The sequence below is a fragment of the Pseudomonas sp. P1_C12 genome, from assembly GCF_056406435.1.
Genome location: NZ_JBFUAE010000006.1, coordinates 114,612 through 137,541, shown reverse-complemented (window position 1 = coordinate 137,541; position 22,930 = coordinate 114,612). Strand labels below are relative to the sequence as shown.

The window sequence follows — 22,930 nt, the reverse complement described above, 5'->3', positions numbered from 1 at the left end:
GCAAATCAGGCAAACTCCTCGCGCAGCATCGCCACGAACGCCTCGCGCGCCGGGTGCACCCCGGCGTTTTCGTGCCAGTAAAACAGGTTGTCGACGGCGGTCAGTTCGGGGAATTCAAACCCCGCGCACCCCGCGCCTTTGGCGTATTGGTCGAACACGCCTTTGGGCACCAGTGCCACCCCAGCCCCGGCGCTGACGCAACCGACAATCGCGCCATAACTCGCCAGGCTGACAATCGGCAGTGCCTGCCCCTGTCGCAGCAACCAATGCTCCAGCGCCGCCCGGTACGGACAGCCCTGTGGCCACATGAATACGGTCTGGTCCCGCAAGTCGCTGATGTCCCGCAGCGGCCCCAGGGAGGTCGAGGCAATCAGCAATAAATCCTCACGGTACATCGGCGTGCGCTTGAGGTGCGAACGCTCGACATCCACCGCCACGATGGCCCCGTCGAGCTTGTGATTGAGTGTGTCGTCAAGCAACTGCCCCCAGGAGCCGGTGGCCAGCTCCAGCGCCACCTGCGGGAAACGCTTGTGGAATTTCGCCAGCAGACGCGGCAAGCGCCCGGTGGCCGACGACTCGATGGCGCCGATGCGCAACGGTCCCGAGGGCTCGGCCGAAGGGTCGACCGCGCGCTTGGCCTCGGCGGTGAGAGCAAGGATTTTCGAAGCGTAGGCCAGGAAGGTTTGCCCCGACGGGCTGATGCGCAGCCCTCGGCCCTCACGCAAAAACAGCGCGACACCCAGTTCGGCCTCAAGGGCCTTGATGCGGGCCGTGATGTTCGACGGCACGCAATGCAACAGCTCGGCCGCGCGGGCGATGCTGCCGACATCGGTCACGGTCTTGAACATGCGAATCTGTGCCAGCTCCATACATCACCCATAGTGAACAGTTTGAGCATTATAAGTCAGTTGTGGCGAACGATACGCTTTCTGATACTCGGTGCATCCACCCACAGGTGCACGACCATGTCGCCGCTCACACCCTCCTCCGTTTCACCCTGGAAAATCATCCTGGCCATGGCGTTTGTCGTGGCGTGCTGGGGGTATTCCCCAACCGGCATCCATATCGGCCTGCAGGCCTACGACCCCGTGCACCTGGCACTCCTGCGCTTCCTGCTGGCCTCCGTGTTCATGGCAGTGATCGCGATACTCAAGGGCATTCGCTTGCCCAGGCTTCGAGACTTGCCGCTGATGTTCGGCCTGGGTTTCTTTGCGGTAAGCCTGCACCACGTGGCGATCAACTTCGGGCAGCAGGGTATCAGCGCCGGGGCTTCGAGCGTCCTGGCCCAGACCACACCGCTGTTCAGCACATTGATTGCGCGCTTCGTGTTCAAGGATCAGGTGAGCCTGTGGCGCTGGGGTTGTGTGCTGCTCGGCTTGTTTGGCGTGCTGATTGTGGTGGCCGGCGATCATGGCCTGGGCAGCCTCGACGCCCACGGCTTGCTGATCCTGTTGGCGGCGGTGTCCTGGAGCCTCTACTTTGCCCTGCAAAAGCATCACACCGGGCGTTACGACGGGCTGACGCTGGTGTGTTACACGGTGTGGTCCGGGACGGTGTTGTTGTTGATTTATCTGCCCGGCCTGATGGATCAAATCGCGATTGCGCCGCTGCATGTGCAGTTCGCCGTGTTAGCACTGGGGATTTTCCCCAGTGCCCTGGCGTACCTGGCCTGGGCCTATGTGCTGGCGCATGTCGATTTGAGCCGGGCGACGATGACGCTGTATTTGACGCCGCCGACGGCGATGGTCATTGCGTCCTATGCGCTTGGCGAGCGGCCGACGTTGATGATCGTGGTCGGCGGGCTGGTGGTGTTGGCGAGTGTGCTGGCGTTGAATCTGGAGCGGCGGGTTGTGGTTGTTCAGGTTGCCAGGGTCTGATCCATGCTTTTTGTTGCCTGGACTGACGCCTTCGCGGGCAAGCCCGCTCCTACAGGGGTACGCATTCCAATGTGGGAGCGAGCCTGCTCGCGATGAACGATGACTCGGTGCAACTGAAAAACAGACAACCTCAGCTAGCCGAAAACCGGTCGCGACTGTTGGTCAGGTGCAGCCACATCGCCGCCCGCGCCGTGTCCGGGTCCTGGCGCTTGATGGCGTTGAGAATCGCCTCGTGCTCAAGGTTGGCCAACTGGCCGAGCTTGCTCAAGTCCACCGCGCCACGCTCGGCGGCATTGACCCGGGTGCGCGGGATCATCGCACTGCCCAGGTGCTGCATGATCTCGGTGAAGCACAGGTTGCCAGTGGCTTCGGCGATCAGCAGATGAAAACGCCGGTCCGCTTCGACACAGCTGTCGTTGTTGGCCAGCAGGCTTTGATAGTCATCCAGTGCTTCACGCATCTGCGCCAGTTGCAGATCGGTGCGGCGAGTTGCCGCCAGCGCCGCCGCCTGGGTTTCCAGGCCCATGCGCAACTCCAGAATGCTGCGCACCCCCAACGCCGTATCGACATTCAGCCGCAGCCCCTGCTCCGGTGCGCGCTCGATCACGAACGTGCCAATGCCGTGCCGGGTCTCCACCAGCCCCGAGGCCTGCAGCTTCGAGATCGCCTCGCGCACCACCGTGCGACTGACCCCGTGTTCCTGAACGATGGTGTTTTCCGACGGCAACTTGTCGCCGGGCAACATCTGGCCGAGCAGGATGCGCTGGGTCAATTTTTCGACCAGGTCATGGGCCAGGTTGTGGCTGCGCTTGCGGGCGGGTACTTCGAGGTCTTCTTGCATGGGGGTGTCCGGAAATCGGGGCTATCGAATCGTAGCACCGCGCCGGGTGGGAATCCTGAAAAATCTCGCTCAACTTGTATGACAACACTCAACAACCACCCCATATTGAGTCGTTTCAAAGGCTACCTGCCACCACAAAAAGAATAAAAAATCTCTGCAATCGCTCTATTTCATTGGATAAACGTGGTTGCAAGATCAAAAAACCTAGTTGTATGATGTCTAGCAACAACGCAGCACCCAGCTTCACCCCGCATAAAAATAACGAGTGGGAGAAAACGCAGTGAATACATCCATCTCCGCGATGCACGACGACGCCAATTCAGCGCTGAAGTCCGCCATCGCCAAAGTCAAACGTCACGTCTTGCCGCTGTTCGTCATCATGTTCATCGTCAATTACATTGATCGCGTGAACATCGGTTTCGTCCGCACCCACATGGAACACGACCTGGGTATTGGCGCGGCCGCCTATGGCCTGGGTGCCGGTCTGTTCTTCATCGGTTATGCGTTGTTCGAAGTGCCCTCCAACATCCTTCTGCAAAAAGTCGGCGCACGTATCTGGCTGACGCGGATCATGCTGACCTGGGGCCTGGTCGCCGCGGGCATGGCGTTCATCCAGAACGAAACCCACTTCTACATCCTGCGTTTTCTGCTGGGCGTGGCCGAAGCCGGGTTCTTTCCCGGGGTGATCTACTACTTCACCCGCTGGTTGCCCGGCGTGGAGCGCGGCAAGGCGATTGCGATTTTCCTCAGCGGCTCGGCGATTGCCTCGCTGATCTCCGGCCCGCTGTCCGGGCTACTTCTGCAAATCAGTGGCCTGGGCCTGCACGGCTGGCAGTGGATGTACTTCATCGAGGGCATGTTTTCGGTGGGGTTGTGCGTGTTCGTCTGGTTCTGGCTGGACTCCAGACCCCATGACGCCAAATGGCTGAGCCGCGAGGAGCAGGACGCGCTGGTCAAGGCCATCGACGACGAACAGCTGGCCCGGGAAGCGGCGACGCCGATCAAGCCGTCACTGGGCAAGTTGCTCAAGGATCGCCAGATCATCCTGTTCTGCCTGATCTACTTCTTTATCCAGCTGACCATCTACGCCGCGACTTTCTGGCTGCCAAGCATCATCAAGAAGATGGGCGACCTGAGCGATGTCCAGGTCGGGCTGTTCAACTCGATTCCGTGGTTGCTGTCGATTGTCGGCATGTACGCCTTCGCCTCCTTGTCGGGCAAGTGGAAACACCAGCAAGCCTGGGTCGCTGCCGCCCTGCTGATCGCCGCGGCCGGGATGTTCATGTCCACCACCGGCGGACCGATCTTCGCCTTTGTCGCCATCTGCTTTGCAGCACTGGGCTTCAAATCCGCCTCGTCGCTGTTCTGGCCGATTCCCCAGGCCTACCTGGATGCGCGCATTGCCGCCGGCGTCATCGCGTTGATCAACTCGGTGGGCAACCTCGGTGGCTTCGTTGCGCCGACCACCTTCGGCCTGCTGGAAGAACGCACCGGTTCCATTCAGGGCGGGCTGTACGGCCTGGCCGCGACCTCGATCATCGCCGCGATCATCGTGTTTGCCGCCCGCAACACACCGAAATCCGCACCCGCCGTGGCGCAGAGCAAAGCTGCACCCAACCACGCCTGAATTCAGCTTTTTAAGGATTGGAAAATGAACCCACAAGACACCGCAAAAGCCCCGGTCATCACCAGCATGCAAGTGGTTCCGGTCGCCGGCCACGATGGCATGCTGCTCAACCTGAGCGGCGCCCATGGGCCGTTCTTCACTCGCAACATCGTGATCCTCAAGGACAACGCCGGCCACACCGGCGTTGGCGAGGTGCCGGGGGGCGAACGTATCCGCCAGACCCTCGAAGACGCACGCAGCCTGGTGGTCGGCAGCCCGATTGGCACTTATCAGAAGATTCTCAATCAGGTGCGCCAGACCTTCGCCGACCGCGATGCCGGTGGGCGCGGTTTGCAGACCTTCGACCTGCGCATCACCATTCACGCCGTCACCGGCCTGGAAGCCGCATTGCTCGACTTGCTCGGCCAGCACCTGGACGTGCCGGTGGCCGCCCTGCTCGGCGAAGGCCAGCAGCGCGATGAAGTGAAGATGCTTGGCTATCTGTTTTATGTCGGTGATCGCAACGAAACCGACCTCGCCTACCGCAGCGAACCGGACGCCGACAACGACTGGTTCCGTGTGCGACATGAGAAAGCCATGACCGCCGACGCGGTGGTCCGTCTGGCCGAGGCGGCCCATGCCCGTTACGGTTTCAAGGACTTCAAGCTCAAGGGCGGCGTGCTCAGCGGCGACGCCGAAATCGAAGCGGTCACGGCCCTCGCCGAACGCTTCCCCGATGCGCGCATCACCCTCGACCCGAATGGCGCCTGGTCGCTGAAGGAAGCCATCCGCCTGTGCCGCGATCAGCACCACGTGCTGGCCTATGCCGAAGACCCGTGCGGGGCGGAAAACGGGTACTCGGGACGCGAAGTCATGGCTGAGTTCCGCCGGGCCACGGGCCTGAAGACCGCGACCAACATGATCGCCACCGACTGGCGGGAGATGGGCCACGCGATCCAGCTGCAGTCGGTCGACATTCCCCTGGCCGACCCGCACTTCTGGACCCTGCAGGGCTCGGTGCGCGTGGCGCAGATGTGCCACGAATGGGGCCTGACCTGGGGTTCGCACTCCAACAACCACTTCGACATCTCCCTGGCGATGTTCACCCATGTCGCGGCGGCCGCGCCGGGCGAGATCACCGCCATCGACACCCACTGGATCTGGCAGGACGGCCAACGCCTGACCAAGGCCCCGCTGCACATCGTCGACGGCTGCGTGCAGGTGCCGCAGAAACCGGGGCTGGGGGTGGAGCTGGACATGGATCAACTGGCCAAGGCCCATGAACTGTACAAAGGCATGGGCCTGGGGGCACGGGATGACAGCGTGGCGATGCAGTTTTTGATTCCGGACTGGAAGTTCGATAACAAGCGGCCGTGCCTGGTACGTTGAATCGACGGTGCGCACCTTGTAACAATAAACCCGACCCGCCTGTGGGCGGTCGGATTTAAAAACAGGGTTTTCCCCATAGAATGGCGCGCACCTGAATCAACGACGGATGAAACCAATATGGACAGGCTGAAAACCATCGCCGCTTGCATGGCGATATTCGCCGCGGGCCAGTGCGTGGCACAGGATCAAATCGAGACAGTGGTGAACGCCGCTGTACAACCGGTGATGCAAGCCGAGGGTATTCACGGCATGGCCGTGGCAGTCACCGTCAACGGCCAGGCGCATTACTTCAACTATGGCGTCGCCTCGAAAGAAACCGGCAACCCCGTCACGCAAGACACCCTGTTCGAAATCGGCTCCGTCAGTAAAACGTTCACCGCCACCCTCGCCGCCTACGCCCAGGCCACGGGCAAGCTGTCGCTGTCGGACAAAGCCAGCCAGGTCCTGCCGGCCTTGCGCGGCAGCGCGTTCGACCACATCAGCGTGCTGCAACTGGGCACCTACAGCGCTGGCGGCTTGCCACTGCAATTCCCTGCTGAATCTGATTCGGCCGACAAAATGCTCGGCTACTACCAACAATGGAAACCGCTCTACGCTCCCGGCAGCCACCGACTGTATTCGAACCCCAGCCTTGGCCTGTTCGGCTACCTCGCCGCCCAAAGCATGGGCCAGTCGTTCGATGAGCTGATGGAGAAAACCCTGCTGCCGAAACTGGGCCTCAAGCACACCTATGTGCATGTGCCGCAGGATCAGATGGCGCTGTACGCCCAGGGCTACAACAAGTACGGCAAACCGGTACGGGTCACTCCGGGGGCGCTGGATTCCGAGGCGTACGGGGTGAAAACCAGCGCCGCGGACTTGCTGGGCTATGTCGGCGCGAACATGAAGCCGGCGTCTCTGGAAAAGCCATTGCAGCAAGCCATCGCCTTGACCCATAGCGGTTACTACACCGTTGGCGATATGACCCAGGGCCTGGGCTGGGAGATGTATCGCTACCCGATCACGCTGGATCGCTTGCTGGACGGCAACTCCACGCCGATGGCCATGGAGGCGCACAAGGTCCAATGGCTGAACCCGCCGCAAGCGCAGCCGCAGAGCGTGCTGGTCAACAAGACCGGTTCAACCGGGGGCTTTGGTGCTTACGTGGCATACGTGCCATCGAAGGACATCGGCATTGTGATTCTGGCCAACAAGAATTATCCCAATGCGCAGCGGGTCAGGATTGCCCATCAGATTCTGAGTGCCCTGACTCAATAAACCTTGTCGCCTTCTCCATAGATAAGGGCGACCTCTAGAGGTCGCCTTTTTTACTTTATCGGCACACCTTCGGGCGGGTCGATATTGTCCAGCGCGCGGTTCACCAACAACTCGCCCACCACTGCCAATTGCTGAATCGAAAGCGCCACGTTGCGGTTGGAGCTTTCCAGCTTGCAGGCCAGGTCCGTGATCAGCACATTCAGGGACGCGAGGGTTTCGCAGGCGTGACACAGCAGCGTTGGGGTGTCGACGTTTGGGAGGATGGTGAAGATGTGGCTGACCGGGTCGGCGTGTTTGGGGTTGCGCAAGCGAGCGCTGACGGCGGGTTCGGTGATGTCGGAGAGTGGGACATCTGCCTCGGATGGGGATTCCGGGGGATTCGGACTTAGCTTTTTCATGAAGAAGTACCATTGGGGATTGTCGAGAAAACTACCCATCTCACTTCCACATGAGGGTGGCAGCTGTACGCAGGTGTGGAAGTCCAGGTCAATCCACCAAAACCCGGTGCACTCGAAAGTGCTCCCGCGCACAGCCGCCAAAACGCGGCGATGTTGACATAAAAAATGTCGACTGCGCTCTAGGGGCATTGGTAGATGGCTTGAACCAACGGACTTCCACATCCGACCGCTGATTTTGCAGCGGCTGAAGAAGGTTATCGATACGGCCCAATGGGCACCAGTTCACGGGGTGCGCCACGTCATGCAGGAAATTTCCGACGCAACTGAAGTCCTTTGCCTACGCTCGATTTTCTGAGCATCCAGTTACAAATACCTTTTTGCTCATGACCGTTGTGGTGCAGGTGAAACCGTTGTATCTAATGGACCTCTCAAGCCTGCGAACGGCATCGGATCAATCCGTGGCCAGGAATGACATAATGCGCGCTCAACTATTCAAACCGACTGACCCTAAAAGGGCGTTGTAATGGAAATTTTCAGCTTTCAGCTCAAGGATGTCGGTCGCTTCACCGATATGACCATTTACCTGGCCCCCACCCCCAAACACCGCTCAAATGTGACGGTGCTTGTGGGAAACAACGGTGCCGGGAAAACCACCCTTTTAAAATCATTGGCCACCTCATTGAGTTGGCTAGTTGCCAGGATTCGTACTGAGAAAGGTGTTGGCAGTTACCTTACAAATGAAGACATTCGAAACGGCGCTACAGTCGCAGTCGTTTTGACTTCCGTATCAGACAGTTCACCGGCGCAACCACGTTCCCCCGACGATTATTCAAAACATGATCTCTTTAACTGGGCCATTGCTCGTGGCAGACAAGGGCGAAAGAGTGATGTCCATAGTGAATTAGCGGAAGCCAGCCTCCTTGCAGACCACTATCGCACTCAACTAACCATCGATGAAAAAGCTTCACTCCCTCTGATCGCCTACTACCCGGTTGAGCGCTCGGTTTTGGAAATCCCGCTAAAAATTCGCACCAAACATACCTTCGATCAGCTCGACGGTTACGACAACGCGTTGAATCGTGGAGTGGACTTCCGTCGTTTCTTCGAATGGTTCCGCGAACGCGAAGACAGCGAAAACGAAACCGGTGTATCCGATACTGCGTTATCCGAGATTTCCGCAAAGTTCGGCAATGACAGTGACATCTGGAAAACCCTTTCCCAATTGAAAGCTTCTTCCCGGGATCGTCAGTTGACCGCCGTTCGTTCCGCCATCGCCGCGTTCATGCCCGGCTTCAGCAACCTGCGAGTGCAACGCAAACCGCGCCTGCACATGGCCATCGACAAAAACGGCGTGACGCTTAACGTCTCCCAGCTTTCACAGGGCGAAAAGTCGATGATGGCGCTGGTCGGCGACATCGCACGCCGATTGGCGATGATGAACCAGTCTCTGGACAACCCATTGGAAGGTGACGGCATTGTCCTGATCGACGAGGTCGATTTGCACCTGCACCCCAAATGGCAGCGCAGTTTGATTCGACAGTTGAGCGAAACCTTCCCCAATTGCCAGTTTGTCCTGACCACTCACTCGCCATTGGTCATCAGCGACGCGAAAGACGTGCTGTGCTACGTACTCAATGACGGGGAACTGCACGAACAATCAGGCCTGTGTGGATTGGATGCCAATCAGGTGCTTCTGGAAGAACGCAACCTGGCACAAAACCTGTGGGAGCGAGCTTGCTCGCGATGACGGCCTGACATTCAACATCGATATCGACTTTTACGACGCCATCGTCGGAACGCCGCCCGGAGCAAGCTCGCTCCCACAGGTTAATTGCTCACCACAAGAATTCAGTGTCGGTTCAATCATCCGGCATTTCAGGCGGTTTGGCGGCCTTCGCCGGTTTGCTGCTTTTCCCGGGCTTGGTGCCTTTGGCCGCCGGCTCGGCCTCAGTGACCGGAGCCGCCACTGTCGCCGTGAATTCTTTCTCGGCCGCCGGCAACTGATCGACAGCGCTGAAAATCTCGTCCAGCTTGATGGCGTCCGATTGTTCGAGTTTCTTTTCGCCGTCCTTGCCGACCAGGATGACCTTGGTCTTGGCGCCGGCGCCCAGCTTGAGCGAGCGGATCAGCGCCGCCGTGTCTTGTGGCCCGAGGTCTTTGCCGTCGCGCTGGCCCATCAGGTTGAGTACGGTGTAGAGCACCATGTTGCGGTCGGTGAACCCCTTGCGATTGGCCGGCTCATCCAGCGACTTTTTCAGGCCGACCCAGGTCGGATCAACCGTGCTCGGAGCGATGACAATCAGTGGCCGGGCCCTGCCCTTGTCCATGTCCAGCGGTGAGTCGCCATCAGCGGCGAACGAAGTGCCGGCAATCGCCAGCAAAGTAGCCAGGGTCAGTGACCTGATGAGCATGCGCATCTCCTTTTGATATCCACGCTCTAATGATTGCGCATTGCGGCGATCGTTCCGGGTGACGTACCGCAAATATGTCTCGCCTTGCCCCAAGCTTAGGTCAGGGCGGTCATTGCGCAACAGGCTGGGCTAATCTGAAGACTCATGACAACCCGCCTGATCCGTCGTGAGGACTTGTGCATGAGCACTCAGTTGAACCACACCATCGTCTGGTGCCGGGACAAGCAGGTTTCGGCGAATTTCCTGGCCAGCCTCCTTGGCCTGCCCGCCCCGCAGCCCTTCGGGCCCATGCTGATCGTCAAACTGGATAACGGCGTGTCACTGGATTTCTACGATAACGACCCGCCGATAGCATCCCAGCACTACGCATTCTTGATGGGCGACGAGGATTTCGATGCAGCCTTCGCTCGCCTGCAAGCCAACGGTCAGCCTTGGTGGGCCGACCCGTGCAAGCAGCGACTGAGGGAGATCAATGATTACGCGGGAGGACGGCGGGTGTATTTCGATGACCCGGACGGGCATCTGCTGGAAATATTCACCCGCGAATGAAGCTGGCGTGGCGGTTTGAATCAGAACGCCAATTTGTAGCCGATCAACAACAGCATGGTCGCCAGGCAAGGGCGCAGCAGTTCGTCGGAGATGCGCCCGGTCAGGTGGCTGCCCAGGTAAATCCCCGGCAACGAGCCCACCAGCAAGTAACCCAGGACGTGCCAATCCATGTTGCCCATGCTGGCATGGCCAAGGCCCGCGACCAGGGTCAACGGCACGGCGTGGGCGATTTCAGTCCCCACCAGGCGGCGGGTCGGCAGCATCGGATAGAGGATGAACAGTGCCACGGTGCCCAGTGCACCGGCGCCGATGGACGTCAGCGCGACCATGGTGCCAAGGACCAGCCCGGTGATGACCGTCATCACATTCAGGCGCAGTCCGCTGGGGTTGTAATGGCCGCCCGCCCGTTTGTGGGCAAAGTCGAGCAGGCGCTTCTTGAACAGGATCGCCAGTGCGGTGGCAAACAACACAAAACCGAGGGCCTGCTTGATGATCGCGTTCATCGCCTCGGGGGCGCTGTGCAGGGTGCTGAGGAACCACAGCGTCAACGCCACAGCGGGCACGCTGCCCAAGGTCAGCCAGCCGGTAATCGCCCAGTCGATGTTGTTGTTCTTGCGGTGAACCAGTACACCGCTGGACTTGGTGATGGCGGCGTACAGCAGGTCGGTACCGACCGCCGTCGCCGGGTTGATGCCGAACCCTAGCAGGATCGGCGTCATGAGCGACCCGCCACCCACGCCAGTCATGCCGACGATGAAGCCGACGACCAGCCCGGCAACGACCAACCCGATGTTCACTAAATCCATGAATACGTCCACAAAGATCGCAAGGGAAATCTGGCCCGCAGCATAGCGATATTTCTTATAACCAGTTATATCGATGCGATCTATCTTTATACCCTGAACTCAATTCCCACAAGGAATATGTGTCGTGCTCACTGCACCGGCAGGAAATTCAGGAACAGCAAGCTCTGGGCATAATTCAGGCCAATGCGCCGGTAGCGTTCGTCGAGCATCTGGGTCAGCAGGTCCAGCCGGGCGACGATCTTGCCGAACTCGACGGCAAAACTCAGGTTGCTGCCCTCCTCCGAGATTTCGTTGGAGAACAGCAAGGGCTCGCCCTCTTTGTTCTGTCGCTGGCTGAGGATCCAGGTGGCGATCTCGATGTTGCGCGCGGCATTGCTGACGAATACCGGGTTGATCGTATCGGTCATGTAGAACTCGAGGCGACTCCCATGGGCGGTCACCAGCATGCTGCCAATGGCATAGATGAATGCCCCGACCCGGTCGCCGAGAAACTCCGGGCTCATGGCAAAGCGCAGGGCCGCCAGATCCTTTTTGCCACCCAGGGTCGGTAACGGCTGCTGCTGTTCGATGGCCATGCGCACTTGCTTGCCGGCGGTGCGGGCATCGAGGAAACCGGACTTTTTCAGCTCATCGGGATTACGCAGGTAGAGCTTGCTCATCAGCAGGTAAAGGCTGTTGAGGTTGTCGCGCATGGTCAGGGAGGCCATGCGGTCGACGCTGGTCTGCATTAACTCCTGGGGTTTGCCTTCGCGCATCTGGGTGAGGATGTCGCCGCCCTGCTGCTGGCTGCAACCGCTGACGAAGAACATCGACAGACCTGCCAGCAGCAGGCAATGACGGCGGATTTTTGAAGTGATTGCGGGTGAAACTCGAGCCATGGGTTCTTGAACTTGGGCATGGGCCGACGGTGGGGATCGCCGCAGGCTGCCATGGATAGAGCCGGACATTGCGAAAAAGTGCAGTTTCGGGCGGTACCAATCGATCACTGGCAGGGGAATGTTCAAAGAAAAAACGGATCAGAAAATCATTAGGTCGGTACACACTCCCTGTAGGAGCTGCCGCAGGCTGCGATCTTTCGATCTTGAACAATCAAAGTCAAAAGATCGCAGCCTGCGGCAGCTCCTACACTTTTCACCGAATACACACAGGAGGTTTGCATGCGCACGCTTGAATTGGCTGGCGCCAGGGTCCCGGTTATCGGCCAGGGGACCTGGCAGATGGGCGAAGACCGTTCACGGCACACGGAAGAAGTCGCGGCCCTGCGCCTGGGTATCGAACTGGGCATGAGCCTGATCGACAGCGCTGAAATGTACGCCGAAGGTGGCGCCGAGGAAGTGGTCCGCGATGCCATCGCCGGCCAGCGCGACAGCGTCTTTCTGGTCAGCAAGGTGTACCCGCACAACGCCAGTCGCCAGGGCATTCCCCTGGCGTGCGAGCGAAGCCTGCGCAGGCTTGGCACCGATTACATCGATCTGTATCTGTTGCATTGGCGTGGCCAGTATCCGCTGGAGGAAACCGTCGAAGCCTTCGAACGCCTGCGCGAAGCCGGCAAGATCGGTCGTTGGGGCGTGTCCAATTTCGACCTCGACGACTTGCTGGAACTGGACGCCCCGGCCTGTGCCACCAATCAGGTGCTCTACAACCTCGAACAACGGGGCATAGAATTTGATTTGCTGCCCTGGAGCCAACAACGGCGGTTGCCGGTCATGGCTTACTGCCCGATTGGCCAAGGCGGTAAAATGCTCGCCAATGCTACGCTCAGGCAAGTGTCCGCCCGTCACGGGGTCACACCGGCACAGGTGGCGCTGGCATGGATACTGCGTCAGGAAGGAGTGATCGCCATCCCCAAAGCGGTCCAACCCGAGCATGTGCGGCTCAATGCCCAGGCCGCAACATTGCAGCTTGAACCCGGGGATCTGGAGGCGCTGGACCAAGCGTTTCACGCGCCACAACGCAAACAGCGGCTGGCCATGGTCTGAACCACCGCAGTCTGTCAGAGAGCTTCGCCATGAGAAGCACCGACCACCTGGACCCGTTCAATCTGCAACGCTTTCTCCAGGCTCAGGACCCGGTATTCGACCGGGTTCAAAACGAGCTGAGCAACGGGCAAAAGCGCAGCCACTGGATGTGGTTCATTTTTCCGCAGTTTGCCGGGCTCGGCGGCAGCGAGATGTCGCGCCGCTTTGCCATCCGCTCGCGGGAGGAAGCCCTGGCCTACCTTGAGCACCCGTTGCTGGGCGCCCGGCTACGCACCTGCACCCAGGAAGTGCTGAATATCCGGGAGCGCTCGGTGGCCGGGATTTTCGGCCCTCCCGACGACCTGAAGTTTCATTCCTCGATGACCCTGTTTGCCCAGGTCGCCGCCGCCGACAGCCTTTTCCAGCAAGCCTTGAACCAGTACTTCCACGGCATCCTGGATGACTGGACCTTGTCGCTGATGGACTCAAAACAGGCCCAGTTGCCCCCCAATCAGGGTTGAGAAGTCGTCGTCGACAAACGGCAGTATCGCGTCCGCCACCGGTTGCAGTTGCCGGGTGATGTAGTGGTCGTAATCGATGGGCGCGCTGCGCACTTCCAGCGGCTCGGGGCCGGCGACGCTGATCACATAGCTGATCCAGCCACCGTTCTGGTATTGCCGAGGACGACCCTGGCGGTCGTTGTATTCGTCGGCCAGGCGCGCCGCGCGCACATGGGGTGGCACGTTACGCTGATAGTCATCGAGGCTGCGGCGCAGGCGCTTGCGGTAGACCAGCCGGTCATCGTATTCACCGGCCAGGGTCTTGCGCACGTAGTCACGCACATAGTCCTGATAGGGCTTGCGCAGGAAGATCCGCGAATACAGCTCCTGCTGGAATTGCCGGGCCAGCAGTGACCAGTCGGTGCGTACGGTTTCCAGGCCTTTGTAGACCATTTCGTCGCTGCCATCGGCACGGGTCACCAGCCCCGCGTAGCGCTTTTTACTGCCTTCTTCGGCGCCGCGAATGGTCGGCATCAAAAAGCGCTTGTAGTGGGTTTCGAACTGCAATTCGAGAACGCTTTGCAAGCCGTATTCCTGCTGCACGTGCTCGCGCCACCACTGATTGACGTGCGCCACCAGCGCGTGGCCGATCTGCGCCGCCTCCTGCTGACCATGGGCGCGACGCAGCCAGACGAAGGTCGAATCGGTGTCGCCATAAATCACTGCATGCCCCTGGGCCTCGATCAACTGGCGGGTACGCAGCATGATCTCGTGCCCGCGCAAGGTGATGGACGAAGCCAGGCGCGTGTCGAAGAAGCGACAACCGCTGGAGCCGAGCACACCGTAGAACGCGTTCATGATGATTTTCAGTGCCTGGGACAGCGGTGCGTTGTGTTCGCGCTTGGCGGTTTCCCGGCCTTCGGCCACCCGGGCGACGATGGATGGCAGGCAATGCCGGGTGCGAGAAAAGCGCGCGCCACGAAAACCCGGTACCGACTCGCTGTCGTCCGGGTGCTCGAGCCCTTCAATCAGCCCCACGGGGTCAATCAGGAAGGTGCGGATGATCGACGGATAGAGGCTTTTGTAGTCGAGCACCAACACCGATTCGTACAGTCCTGGTTGCGAATCCATGACAAAACCGCCGGGGCTGGCTTCGGGTGGCTTGCCACCAAGATTCGGCGCAACGAAACCCTGACGGTGCATCAGCGGCATGTACAAGTGAGTGAACGCCGCCACCGAACCGCCCATGCGATCGGCCGGCAAACCGGTGACGCTGGCCCGCTCCAGCAAGAAGGTGAGCAACTCGGTCCTGGAGAAAATCCGCGTGACCAGTTCGCAGTCTTTGAGGTTGTATGTGGCCAGCGCCGGTTTGTCCTCGGCGAACATGCGATTGATTTCGTCCATGCGCTGGTACGGGTTGTCGATGGACTTGCCCTCGCCGAGCAAGGTTTGCGCGACGTTTTCCAGGCTGAACGAAGGGAAACTCCAGGTCGCCGAACGCAGGGCCTCGATACCATCGATGATCAGGCGGCCAGCGGCTGAAGCGAAGAAATGGTTGCCGCTGCCGTGTTCGCGCCACTGCATTTCCTCACCGCCACGCCCCAGTTTCAACGGCACCGCCAGGCGCCGGGCGTGTTCGTGAAGCACCCGCAAGTCGAACTGCACGACGTTCCAGCCGATGATCGCGTCGGGGTCGAAGCGGGCAAACCAGTCGTTGAGTTTTTTCAGCAGCAAGGTCCGCGAATCGCAGTATTCGAGCTGGAAATCCACTTGGCTGGCGTCGCCATTCGGCGGACCGAGCATGTACACCTGACGTTCGCCGCAACCTTCCAGGGCAATGGAATACAACTCGCCCCGGGCCGTGGTCTCGATGTCCAGGGACACCAGTCTGAGGCTCGGCCGGTAGTCGGGATCGGGTTTCATCTGGGCGTCGAGCAGCAGGCCCTCGGCATTCGGCGTGCCACTGAAGCGCACCGGCGCGGTGATGAAGCGTTCCATCATGTAGCGTTCCGGCGGGCGCACGTCGGCTTCGAACACCTCGACACCGGCCCGGCGCAGCGCGGTTTCCAGGCGCATCAACTGGCCATGTTGCTGGCAGTAAAGTCCGAGGACCGGGCGATGTTCGAAATCCTGCAGGGCCAGGGGCCTGAGCTCGACGTTCTTCTCGTCACGCAAAACGCCTTCGGCCGCCTGACGCTGCGCAGCAGGGATGAACGCCACCGACGGTTGATGAGGCAGGCGGATGCGCCGGGGACCGCTGTCGGTCGCCAGCCAGAACTCGACTTCCGTGCCGGCCGGGGTGTCGCGCCAATGCCGGGTCAGGACGAAGCCCTGCTGTAGATCCACCACTGCAAACCTCAACGTTGATTCAGAGGGGGATTCTACCCGTCATCGGCCGGGATAGCGCGTTTGCCCCCGGTATCAGCGGTAAACATCAACCCTGTAGGAGCAGGCTTGCCTGCGAAGGGGTCAGTACATTCAACATCTTTGTTGGCTGACAGTCCGTCTTCGCTGGCAAGCCAGCTCCTACAAGTAAGGTGCTGGCCGGAAATGAGGGGTTTACCGAAGAAAAACCGTCGAATGACGTTTTTTGCGTGTTATCTGCCGCTTTCGCCCTTGCCCTGAACGCTCGCGTCTACGATTCTTCAAGAACAACGACAACACCCGAGTAACCACCATGAAAACCGTCGCCCAACTGCTCAAGCTCAAAGATCAGAAGAATCAGGAAGTGCACCAGATCAAACCCGATCACATGGTGCTCGAAGCGCTGATGAAGATGGCCGAGAAAAACGTCGGCGCCTTGCTGGTGGTGGAGAATGATGAAGTGCTGGGCATCATCAGCGAACGGGACTATGCACGCAAACTGGTGCTGCACGGCCGCTCTTCGGTGGGCACGCCGGTGCGCGACATCATGGTGTCGCCGGTGATTACCGTCGACACCCATCAAACCGTGGAGACCTGCCTGGGCATCATGTCCGATAGGCGCCTGCGGCACTTGCCGGTGGTGGAAGGCGGCAAATTGATTGGCTTGCTGTCGATCGGCGACCTGGTCAAGGAAGCGATTGCCGAACAGGCGGAGCTGATCAAACAGCTGGAACAGTACATCCGCGGGGAGTAAATCCGCACACGCCGCACCCCCCTGTAGGAGCGCGCAGGGCTCGCTCCTACAGGGGGTTTACGGTGTTCAGGCCGGCCAATGCCGGGCGAATACCGGCGTTAGCGCCGGGTAGCGGTCGATGCGTTCCAGCCAGGCGAAAAAACCCGGCCGGGCATTACGCAAATGCTCCCGACTGCCCGCCCATCGCGAGATCACCGCCGCCAGCACATCCAGCGCCCCTGGCTTCTCGCTGCCCAGGTACAACTCGCCCGAGAATTGATCGGCGAACACCTCCCAACTCCAGTGCAGGCGCCGGCGGGCGCCCTCCATGAGGTTGTGCCTGGACGACTCATCCGCCTTGGCCAGCCAGCGTTCGGGGTAATCAATGATGCCGATGGCCGCATAGCAATTGCTGACGATGTACGCCATGCCGCGAATGGCCTGCGCCCGCTCGGCCGGGTCTGACGGCAACAACCCCGATGCGGGAAAGGTCAGCCCGAGGTGAATCAGGATCGCCGCGCTCTCGGTCAGGACGCTGCCATCAGGTAGCTGCAAGGTCGGAATCTGTTTGAGCGGGTTGAGTTTCTCCAGCGCCTGGGCCGCCTCCGCGGAGGTCTCGACATCGATGAAGCGATAAGGAACATCACAGAGTTCAAGAGCGGCTTCGACGGCCGCCGCCCCGGAGTTCTGATAACCGTAGAGCTGGTACATAAACGTCTCCTTTCACACCGCGATCTCTGCAGTGCCTCATCATCCGTCCCGGCAGAGGAACGCGCCAGCTATCCAGTGTAGAAGCCGCCAACCGTCACACAGCGGCCATCCGACGATCGCACCATCACGCTCACAAGGGGTATGGCACGGGCCCTATCATTGCCGTCGATGTTCACCATCACCTCAATGAAGTTCTCTTAAAAAATCCCCGGCGTAACATCTGCTCCATACCAACCCATAAGCACCCCGGAGCACACCATCATGAAACGCCAAGTCCTTCTCAGCATCGCTTTCTCGGTTTTCGCAGTTAACGCTTTTGCCGCAACTGCTGCTCAACCTGTGGTCGCTGAAGGCGGCTCGGATCGTCTGATTGAAAGCCGTGTGGCCGAGGGTGGTTCCGATCGCCTGCTGGAAAAACGTGTTGCCGAAGGCGGTTCCGACAAGCTGCTGGAAAACCGCGTCGCTGAAGGCGGTTCCGACAAGCTGTTGGAAAACCGCGTCGCTGAAGGCGGTTCCGACAAGCTGTTGGAAAACCGCGTCGCTGAAGGCGGTTCCGACAAGCTGTTGGAAAACCGCGTCGCTGAAGGCGGTTCGGATCGTCTGATCGAAAGCCGCGCTGTCTGAATGCAGTGCTTTACCGCAGGACTCAACGAAAACCCGGCCTCACCCGCCGGGTTTTTTATGATTTTTTTGCACCGCAATTACTTCCCTGCCCGCGCCATGCAGCGCTGGTAACGTTCATCGACCCGTTTGGCGAACCACGCGGTGGTGAGTTTGCGGGTGATTTTCGGGCTTTGCAGCACGATCCCCGGCAACACCTCACGGGGTAACGGCCGGCCCTCGGCCCGTTCGGCCAGTTCGAAAACCCGCCGATAGAGTTTGCTGTCTTCGAACGCCAGGGTTTTCCCCTCCTCCAGTTGCTCGCGGATCGTCGGATTGCGCATGTCCAGTTGCTTGCCGAGGGTGCGCACGGCCAGTTCCGTGGTGCCGGGCATGATCGAACCGTAGTTCACCAGATCGCCATCCAGCGCCAACGGAATACCGGACGCCCGGCTCACTGCGTTCTGAAACGCGGCGTTGCGGCTGGCGTACCAACCCGCGTTGAAGTCCGCAAAACGGTACAGCGGCTGCGGGTAGCTCACCGGGTACCCAAGCAGATGCGCGATGCCGAAATACATGCCACCGCGCCGGGTGAACACTTCATGGCGAATCGAACCCTGCACCGGGTACGGATAGCCCTTGGCCTGCTGTTCGGCAAAATCAATGCCGACCTGCATCGGCCCGCCGGTATGCACCGGGTTGAAGCCGCCGAACAGTTTTTTGCCCATCGGTACCATGTCGATGAAGTCGTCGAAAATCGCGCTCAGTTCCTTTTCACTGCGCGCGGCATTCAGGCGGCTGCTGTAGCTTTTGCCATTCGGCGAATCGAGCATTAATGCACCGCTCACCAACAGGCCGGGAATGTGCGCCTTGGCGGCACGGCGGTCGATCTCGTCGCGGGCGATCTTGCCCAGCCCCGGTACGCCCGGATCGACTTGAAAGGTCGATTCCTGTTCGGTCACGGCCAGCACCGAGCACAGGTTTTGCGTGGTCGGCGAGATGTCTTGCGCGGTAAACGCCACCTGGATATCCGTGGCCCAACCCTGGGGATCGGCTGCTTTCGCCGGCAGCAAACGCACAATCTCGGCCTTCACTTCGGCCGGGGTGCGCGTCGTCGGCTCCTGGGCCCGCTGGCTGCCGCAACCGGTCAATACCAGCAACACGCCGACGCTTGTGATCAATCTGATTTGCATGTCGTTCCATCTGATCCGTTGGTCCGGGCTAACCATACGACCAATGGCAGGTCAGCGGCTACGGTCGTGGTAGTCCGACGGTTGCCGCCCTCCCCGACTGGACCATACTTGATTCACACAGCGAGGAGGACAGGTTCATGCACCGCAGCGACGTGTTGATCGTCGGCGCCGGCCCGACCGGGCTGGTCCTGGCGTTGTGGCTGAGCAAACTGGGGGTTCGCGTGCGGATTGTCGACAAAACCTCGGCCCCCGGCACCACATCCCGGGCGCTGGCCGTCCAGGCACGGACGCTGGAGTTGTATCGCCAGCTGGGCCTTGCCGATGCCGTGGTGCAACACGGCCATCAAGTAAAGGCCGGCAACTTCTGGGTCAAGGGTGAGCCCGTTGCGCGCCTGCCCCTGTCCCAGATCGGTGAAGGCCTGACGCCCTATTCGTTTCTCGAGATCTTCCCGCAGGACGAACACGAACGGCTGCTGATCGAGCGCCTGGAAGCCTTCGGCATCACGGTGGAACGCAACACTGAACTGGCAGGCTTCGAGCAAACCGCAGATGGCATCACGGCCACACTGCACCTGCCCGACGGCCAGCAGGAAACCTGCCAGGCCTGTTACCTGGCCGGGTGCGACGGTGCCCGGTCGATTGTGCGCAAGACCCTGGATACCGGGTTTCCCGGCGGCACTTACCAGCAGATTTTCTACGTCGCCGACGTGCAGGCCAGCGGCCCGACATTCAACGGCGAACTGCATGTGGATCTCGACGAGGCGGACTTCCTCGCCGTGTTCCCGCTGGGAGACAGTGGTCGTGCCCGTCTGATCGGCACGGTGCGCGACGAGCGCGCCGAACACGCCGAGACCCTGCGTTTCGAAGACGTCAGCAGCCGGGCCATCGAGCATATGAAGGTGAAGATCGAGCAACTGAACTGGTTCTCGACCTACCGCGTACATCACCGGGTGGCGGATCACTTCCGCAACGGCCGGGCGTTTTTGCTGGGCGATGCCGCCCACGTCCACAGCCCGGCGGGCGGCCAGGGCATGAACACCGGGATCGGCGATGCCATCAACCTGGCCTGGAAACTCGCGGCAGTGTTGAGCGGCGGCGCCGAGGCCAGACTGCTCGACACCTTTGAAACCGAGCGCATCGCCTTCGCCCGCAAACTGGTGGCCACCACCGACCGGGTCTTCAACTTCGTCACCGCCGACGGGCCGATTGCCGATTTGCTGCGTACGCGCCTGGCCCCGTTCTTGTTACCGAAAATGACCTCGTTCGAAACCTCCCGTCAGTTCCTGTTTCGCACAGTGTCGCAGATCACCCTGAATTATCGTGGAATGCCGCTGAGCACGGGCGTTGCCGGGCGTGTGCATGGCGGTGATCGCCTGCCCTGGGCCCATGACGGTGAGGGGGATAATTTCGAGTCGCTCAAGTGCCTGACCTGGCAGGTGCATGTCTATGGCGACACCAGCGACGAGATGATCGCCTGGTGCCACGAGCACCATTTGCCGCTGCATGTGTTCGACTGGCGACCGGCGTTCGAAGCGGCGGGCCTGGGGCGCAATGGCTTTTATCTGTTGCGGCCCGATACCTATGTGGCGATTGCCGAGACGTGTGCGGACCCGAAAGTGATCGAACGGTACTTCCGTGATCACGGGATCCGGCCGTTTTTTGGCGTTCCCTGATGCAACACAACCCCCTTGTAGGAGCTGGCTTGCCAGCGAAGGCGGTGGGTCAGGCAGCATTGATACTGTCTGACCCACCGCCTTCGCCGGCAAGCCGGCTCCTACAGGGGGTATGCAGTGGTCCTTAGATCCCGGCCAAGGCCAGATCCATCGCAAAGTACGTAAAGATCAGGTCTGCCCCGGCGCGCTTGATCGCTCCAAGGCTCTCGCGCACCACACGGTCCTCATCGATGGCCCCGGCCTGGGCGGCAAACTTGATCATCGCGTACTCACCGCTCACCTGATACGCCGACAGCGGCAGGCGCGAGGCTTCGCGGATGTCGCGGATGATGTCCAGGTACGCACCGGCCGGCTTGACCATCAGCGCATCGGCACCTTCCTGCTCGTCGAGCAACGATTCGCGTATCGCTTCGCGGCGGTTCATCGGGTTCATCTGGTAGCTCTTACGGTCGCCCTTGAGCGCACTGCCGCCCGCCTCGCGGAACGGGCCATAGAGCGCCGAGGCGAATTTGGTCGAATAGGCCATGATCGCCGTCTGGGTAAACCCGGCGTCATCGAGGGCCCGGCGAATCGCCTGGACTTGCCCGTCCATCGCCGCCGACGGGGCGATCACGTCGGCACCGGCACGGGCCGCCGCCACCGCTTGCCTGCCGAGATTGATCAGGGTCTGGTCGTTGTCGACTTCATGGTTGTGCAGCACGCCGCAATGGCCGTGGTCGGTGTACTCGCAAAAACAGGTGTCGGACATCACGATCATTTCAGGCACCGCGTCCTTGGCGATACGCGACATGCGCGAGACCAGACCGTCCTCGCGCCAGGTGTCGCTGCCGCTGCTATCCAGGTGATGGGACACGCCGAAGGTCATCACCGACTTGATCCCGGCACGGGCGTAGCGCTCGATCTCGCCGGCCAGTTTCGACTCGGGAATGCGCATCACGCCCGGCATGCTTTTGATCGGCACGAAGTCGTCGATTTCTTCTTCGACGAAAATCGGCAGCACCAGGTCGTTCAGGCTGAACTCGGTCTCCTGGAACAGGCTGCGCAGGCTCGCATTGCGGCGCAGACGGCGTGGGCGTGCTTCGGGGAACTGACTGGACATGGGTATTCCTGGATTTCAGAGGATGAGATGTAGGAGCTGGCTTGCCAGCGAAGGCGTAGTGTCAGGCAGCGATTATATGACTGACCCACCGCTTTCGCTGGCAAGCCAGCTCCTACAGGGGAATGATTTCAACCAGCGACCGGGCTCGGAATCTGCAACCCGCGCACCACCGCCGGCCGCGCCAGGAAACGTTCCAGCACCCGCGTGACGTTAGGGAAGTTCTGGATGCCCACCAGATCGCCGGCCTCATAGAAGCCGATCAGGTTGCGCACCCACGGGAAGGTAGCGATGTCGGCGATGGTGTAGCGCTCGCCCATGATCCAGTCGCGCCCTTGCAGACGGCCGTCCAGCACCTTGAGCAGGCGTCTGCTTTCCTCGACGTAGCGGTCACGGGGACGCTTGTCTTCGTAGTCCTTGCCGGCGAACTTGTTGAAAAATCCGAGCTGGCCGAACATCGGACCGATCCCGCCCATCTGGAACATCAGCCACTGGATCGTTTCGTAGCGCGCTGCCGATTCCTGGGCCAGCAGTTGCCCGCTCTTGTCCGCCAGGTAGATCAGAATCGCCCCCGACTCGAACAGCGCCAACGGCAGGTCGTCCGGACCGTGGGGGTCGAGGATCGCCGGGATCTTGTTGTTGGGGTTGAGGGAAAGAAATTCCGGGGACATCTGGTCGTTGGTGTCGAAGCCTACCCGGTGAGGTTCATACGGCAGGCCGATCTCTTCGAGCATGATCGAGACCTTGACGCCGTTGGGGGTCGGCAAGGAGTACAGCTGAATCCACTCGGGATACTGGGCAGGCCATTTGCGGGTGATGGGGAATGCGGACAAATCGGTCATGGGCGGGATCCACGAATACATTGAGAGTGACGATAATAATGTAGATATCCGCTCAGCGATCCGTTGAAGCCATGAATCTCGCTGATAGGCGAGATCAAAAGAGATCACCACTTTTTCAACACCATC

22 protein-coding genes are annotated in these 22,930 nt (G+C 60.3%); 11 read left to right on the top strand and 11 right to left on the bottom strand.

Annotated features, from left to right (window positions below; all coding sequences use genetic code 11):
• Positions 1-5: 5 nt before the first annotated feature.
• On the bottom strand, positions 6-869 hold the full coding sequence (locus AC1D19_RS12880) for a LysR substrate-binding domain-containing protein (protein WP_477763430.1): 864 nt from the start codon (positions 867-869) through the stop codon (positions 6-8).
• A 96-nt stretch (positions 870-965) separates the two neighbouring features.
• Between AC1D19_RS12880 and AC1D19_RS12875 the strand changes: the two genes are divergently transcribed.
• On the top strand, positions 966-1,877 hold the full coding sequence (locus AC1D19_RS12875; protein WP_477755753.1) for a DMT family transporter: 912 nt from the start codon (positions 966-968) through the stop codon (positions 1,875-1,877).
• 130 nt (positions 1,878-2,007) lie between these two features.
• Here AC1D19_RS12875 and AC1D19_RS12870 read toward each other — a convergent pair whose 3' ends face one another.
• Positions 2,008-2,718, bottom strand: a complete 711-nt coding sequence (locus AC1D19_RS12870; protein WP_477755754.1) for a FadR/GntR family transcriptional regulator — start codon at positions 2,716-2,718, stop codon at positions 2,008-2,010.
• 280 nt (positions 2,719-2,998) lie between these two features.
• On the opposite strand from AC1D19_RS12870, the gene AC1D19_RS12865 reads away from it, so the two are divergent.
• The 3 genes from AC1D19_RS12865 (at position 2,999) to ampC (ending at position 6,970) form a co-directional block, all read left to right on the top strand.
• Positions 2,999-4,345 carry an MFS transporter gene (locus AC1D19_RS12865; RefSeq protein WP_477759915.1) on the top strand — a complete coding sequence of 449 codons (1,347 nt, stop codon included), beginning with the start codon at positions 2,999-3,001 and terminating at the stop codon, positions 4,343-4,345.
• Positions 4,346-4,369: 24 nt separating this feature from the next.
• Entirely contained in the window at positions 4,370-5,713 is a 1,344-nt protein-coding gene (gene gudD, locus AC1D19_RS12860; RefSeq protein WP_477763429.1) for a glucarate dehydratase, read from the top strand.
• 147 nt (positions 5,714-5,860) lie between these two features.
• Positions 5,861-6,970, top strand: a complete 1,110-nt coding sequence (ampC, locus tag AC1D19_RS12855) for a class C beta-lactamase (protein ID WP_477763579.1) — start codon at positions 5,861-5,863, stop codon at positions 6,968-6,970.
• Between the two features lie 50 nt (positions 6,971-7,020).
• On the opposite strand, the gene AC1D19_RS12850 is transcribed toward ampC, so the two are convergent.
• Entirely contained in the window at positions 7,021-7,368 is a 348-nt protein-coding gene (locus AC1D19_RS12850; protein ID WP_477755757.1) for a DUF6124 family protein, read from the bottom strand.
• 523 nt (positions 7,369-7,891) lie between these two features.
• Here AC1D19_RS12850 and AC1D19_RS12845 point away from each other — a divergent pair.
• Entirely contained in the window at positions 7,892-9,115 is a 1,224-nt protein-coding gene (locus AC1D19_RS12845) for an AAA family ATPase (protein ID WP_477763428.1), read from the top strand.
• A 112-nt stretch (positions 9,116-9,227) separates the two neighbouring features.
• Here AC1D19_RS12845 and AC1D19_RS12840 read toward each other — a convergent pair whose 3' ends face one another.
• On the bottom strand, positions 9,228-9,779 hold the full coding sequence (locus tag AC1D19_RS12840) for a DUF4174 domain-containing protein (RefSeq protein WP_477763427.1): 552 nt from the start codon (positions 9,777-9,779) through the stop codon (positions 9,228-9,230).
• 180 nt (positions 9,780-9,959) lie between these two features.
• On the opposite strand from AC1D19_RS12840, the gene AC1D19_RS12835 reads away from it, so the two are divergent.
• Positions 9,960-10,328 (top strand): VOC family protein, encoded by a 369-nt coding sequence (locus tag AC1D19_RS12835; RefSeq protein ID WP_108219214.1) that lies wholly within the window; start codon positions 9,960-9,962, stop codon positions 10,326-10,328.
• Positions 10,329-10,348: 20 nt separating this feature from the next.
• Here the strand turns inward: AC1D19_RS12835 and AC1D19_RS12830 are convergent, their stop codons facing one another.
• Entirely contained in the window at positions 10,349-11,134 is a 786-nt protein-coding gene (locus AC1D19_RS12830; RefSeq protein ID WP_477756576.1) for a sulfite exporter TauE/SafE family protein, read from the bottom strand.
• A 128-nt stretch (positions 11,135-11,262) separates the two neighbouring features.
• Positions 11,263-12,012, bottom strand: a complete 750-nt coding sequence (locus tag AC1D19_RS12825; protein WP_477759912.1) for a hypothetical protein — start codon at positions 12,010-12,012, stop codon at positions 11,263-11,265.
• Positions 12,013-12,291: 279 nt separating this feature from the next.
• Between AC1D19_RS12825 and AC1D19_RS12820 the strand changes: the two genes are divergently transcribed.
• Together AC1D19_RS12820 and AC1D19_RS12815 are read left to right on the top strand one after the other, a co-directional pair.
• On the top strand, positions 12,292-13,113 hold the full coding sequence (locus tag AC1D19_RS12820) for an aldo/keto reductase (RefSeq protein WP_477757007.1): 822 nt from the start codon (positions 12,292-12,294) through the stop codon (positions 13,111-13,113).
• Between the two features lie 29 nt (positions 13,114-13,142).
• A complete protein-coding gene (locus tag AC1D19_RS12815) occupies positions 13,143-13,613 on the top strand; it encodes a DUF1810 domain-containing protein (protein WP_477763426.1) in 471 nt (156 codons plus the stop codon).
• Here the strand turns inward: AC1D19_RS12815 and AC1D19_RS12810 are convergent.
• On the bottom strand, positions 13,578-15,938 hold the full coding sequence (locus AC1D19_RS12810; RefSeq protein ID WP_477763425.1) for a DNA polymerase II: 2,361 nt from the start codon (positions 15,936-15,938) through the stop codon (positions 13,578-13,580). The two genes, AC1D19_RS12815 and AC1D19_RS12810, sit on opposite strands and share 36 nt — an antisense overlap.
• Positions 15,939-16,269: 331 nt before the next feature.
• On the opposite strand from AC1D19_RS12810, the gene AC1D19_RS12805 reads away from it, so the two are divergent.
• A complete protein-coding gene (locus tag AC1D19_RS12805) occupies positions 16,270-16,710 on the top strand; it encodes a CBS domain-containing protein (protein WP_007987990.1) in 441 nt (146 codons plus the stop codon).
• Between the two features lie 66 nt (positions 16,711-16,776).
• On the opposite strand, the gene AC1D19_RS12800 is transcribed toward AC1D19_RS12805, so the two are convergent.
• Positions 16,777-17,400, bottom strand: a complete 624-nt coding sequence (locus AC1D19_RS12800) for a glutathione S-transferase family protein (RefSeq protein ID WP_477759911.1) — start codon at positions 17,398-17,400, stop codon at positions 16,777-16,779.
• A gap of 261 nt (positions 17,401-17,661) precedes the next feature.
• On the opposite strand from AC1D19_RS12800, the gene AC1D19_RS12795 reads away from it, so the two are divergent.
• On the top strand, positions 17,662-18,024 hold the full coding sequence (locus AC1D19_RS12795; protein WP_477763424.1) for a hypothetical protein: 363 nt from the start codon (positions 17,662-17,664) through the stop codon (positions 18,022-18,024).
• 77 nt (positions 18,025-18,101) lie between these two features.
• On the opposite strand, the gene AC1D19_RS12790 is transcribed toward AC1D19_RS12795, so the two are convergent.
• Positions 18,102-19,193, bottom strand: coding sequence for a DUF1615 domain-containing protein (locus tag AC1D19_RS12790; protein WP_477763423.1), 1,092 nt, complete (start codon positions 19,191-19,193; stop codon positions 18,102-18,104).
• Between the two features lie 137 nt (positions 19,194-19,330).
• Between AC1D19_RS12790 and AC1D19_RS12785 the strand changes: the two genes are divergently transcribed.
• Positions 19,331-20,866 carry an FAD-dependent oxidoreductase gene (locus tag AC1D19_RS12785; RefSeq protein WP_477763422.1) on the top strand — a complete coding sequence of 512 codons (1,536 nt, stop codon included), beginning with the start codon at positions 19,331-19,333 and terminating at the stop codon, positions 20,864-20,866.
• A gap of 124 nt (positions 20,867-20,990) precedes the next feature.
• Here the strand turns inward: AC1D19_RS12785 and hemB are convergent, their stop codons facing one another.
• Positions 20,991-21,965 (bottom strand): porphobilinogen synthase, encoded by a 975-nt coding sequence (gene hemB, locus AC1D19_RS12780; protein WP_057714015.1) that lies wholly within the window; start codon positions 21,963-21,965, stop codon positions 20,991-20,993.
• Between the two features lie 128 nt (positions 21,966-22,093).
• Positions 22,094-22,804, bottom strand: coding sequence for a glutathione S-transferase family protein (locus AC1D19_RS12775; protein ID WP_477763421.1), 711 nt, complete (start codon positions 22,802-22,804; stop codon positions 22,094-22,096).
• Positions 22,805-22,930 lie beyond the last annotated feature (126 nt).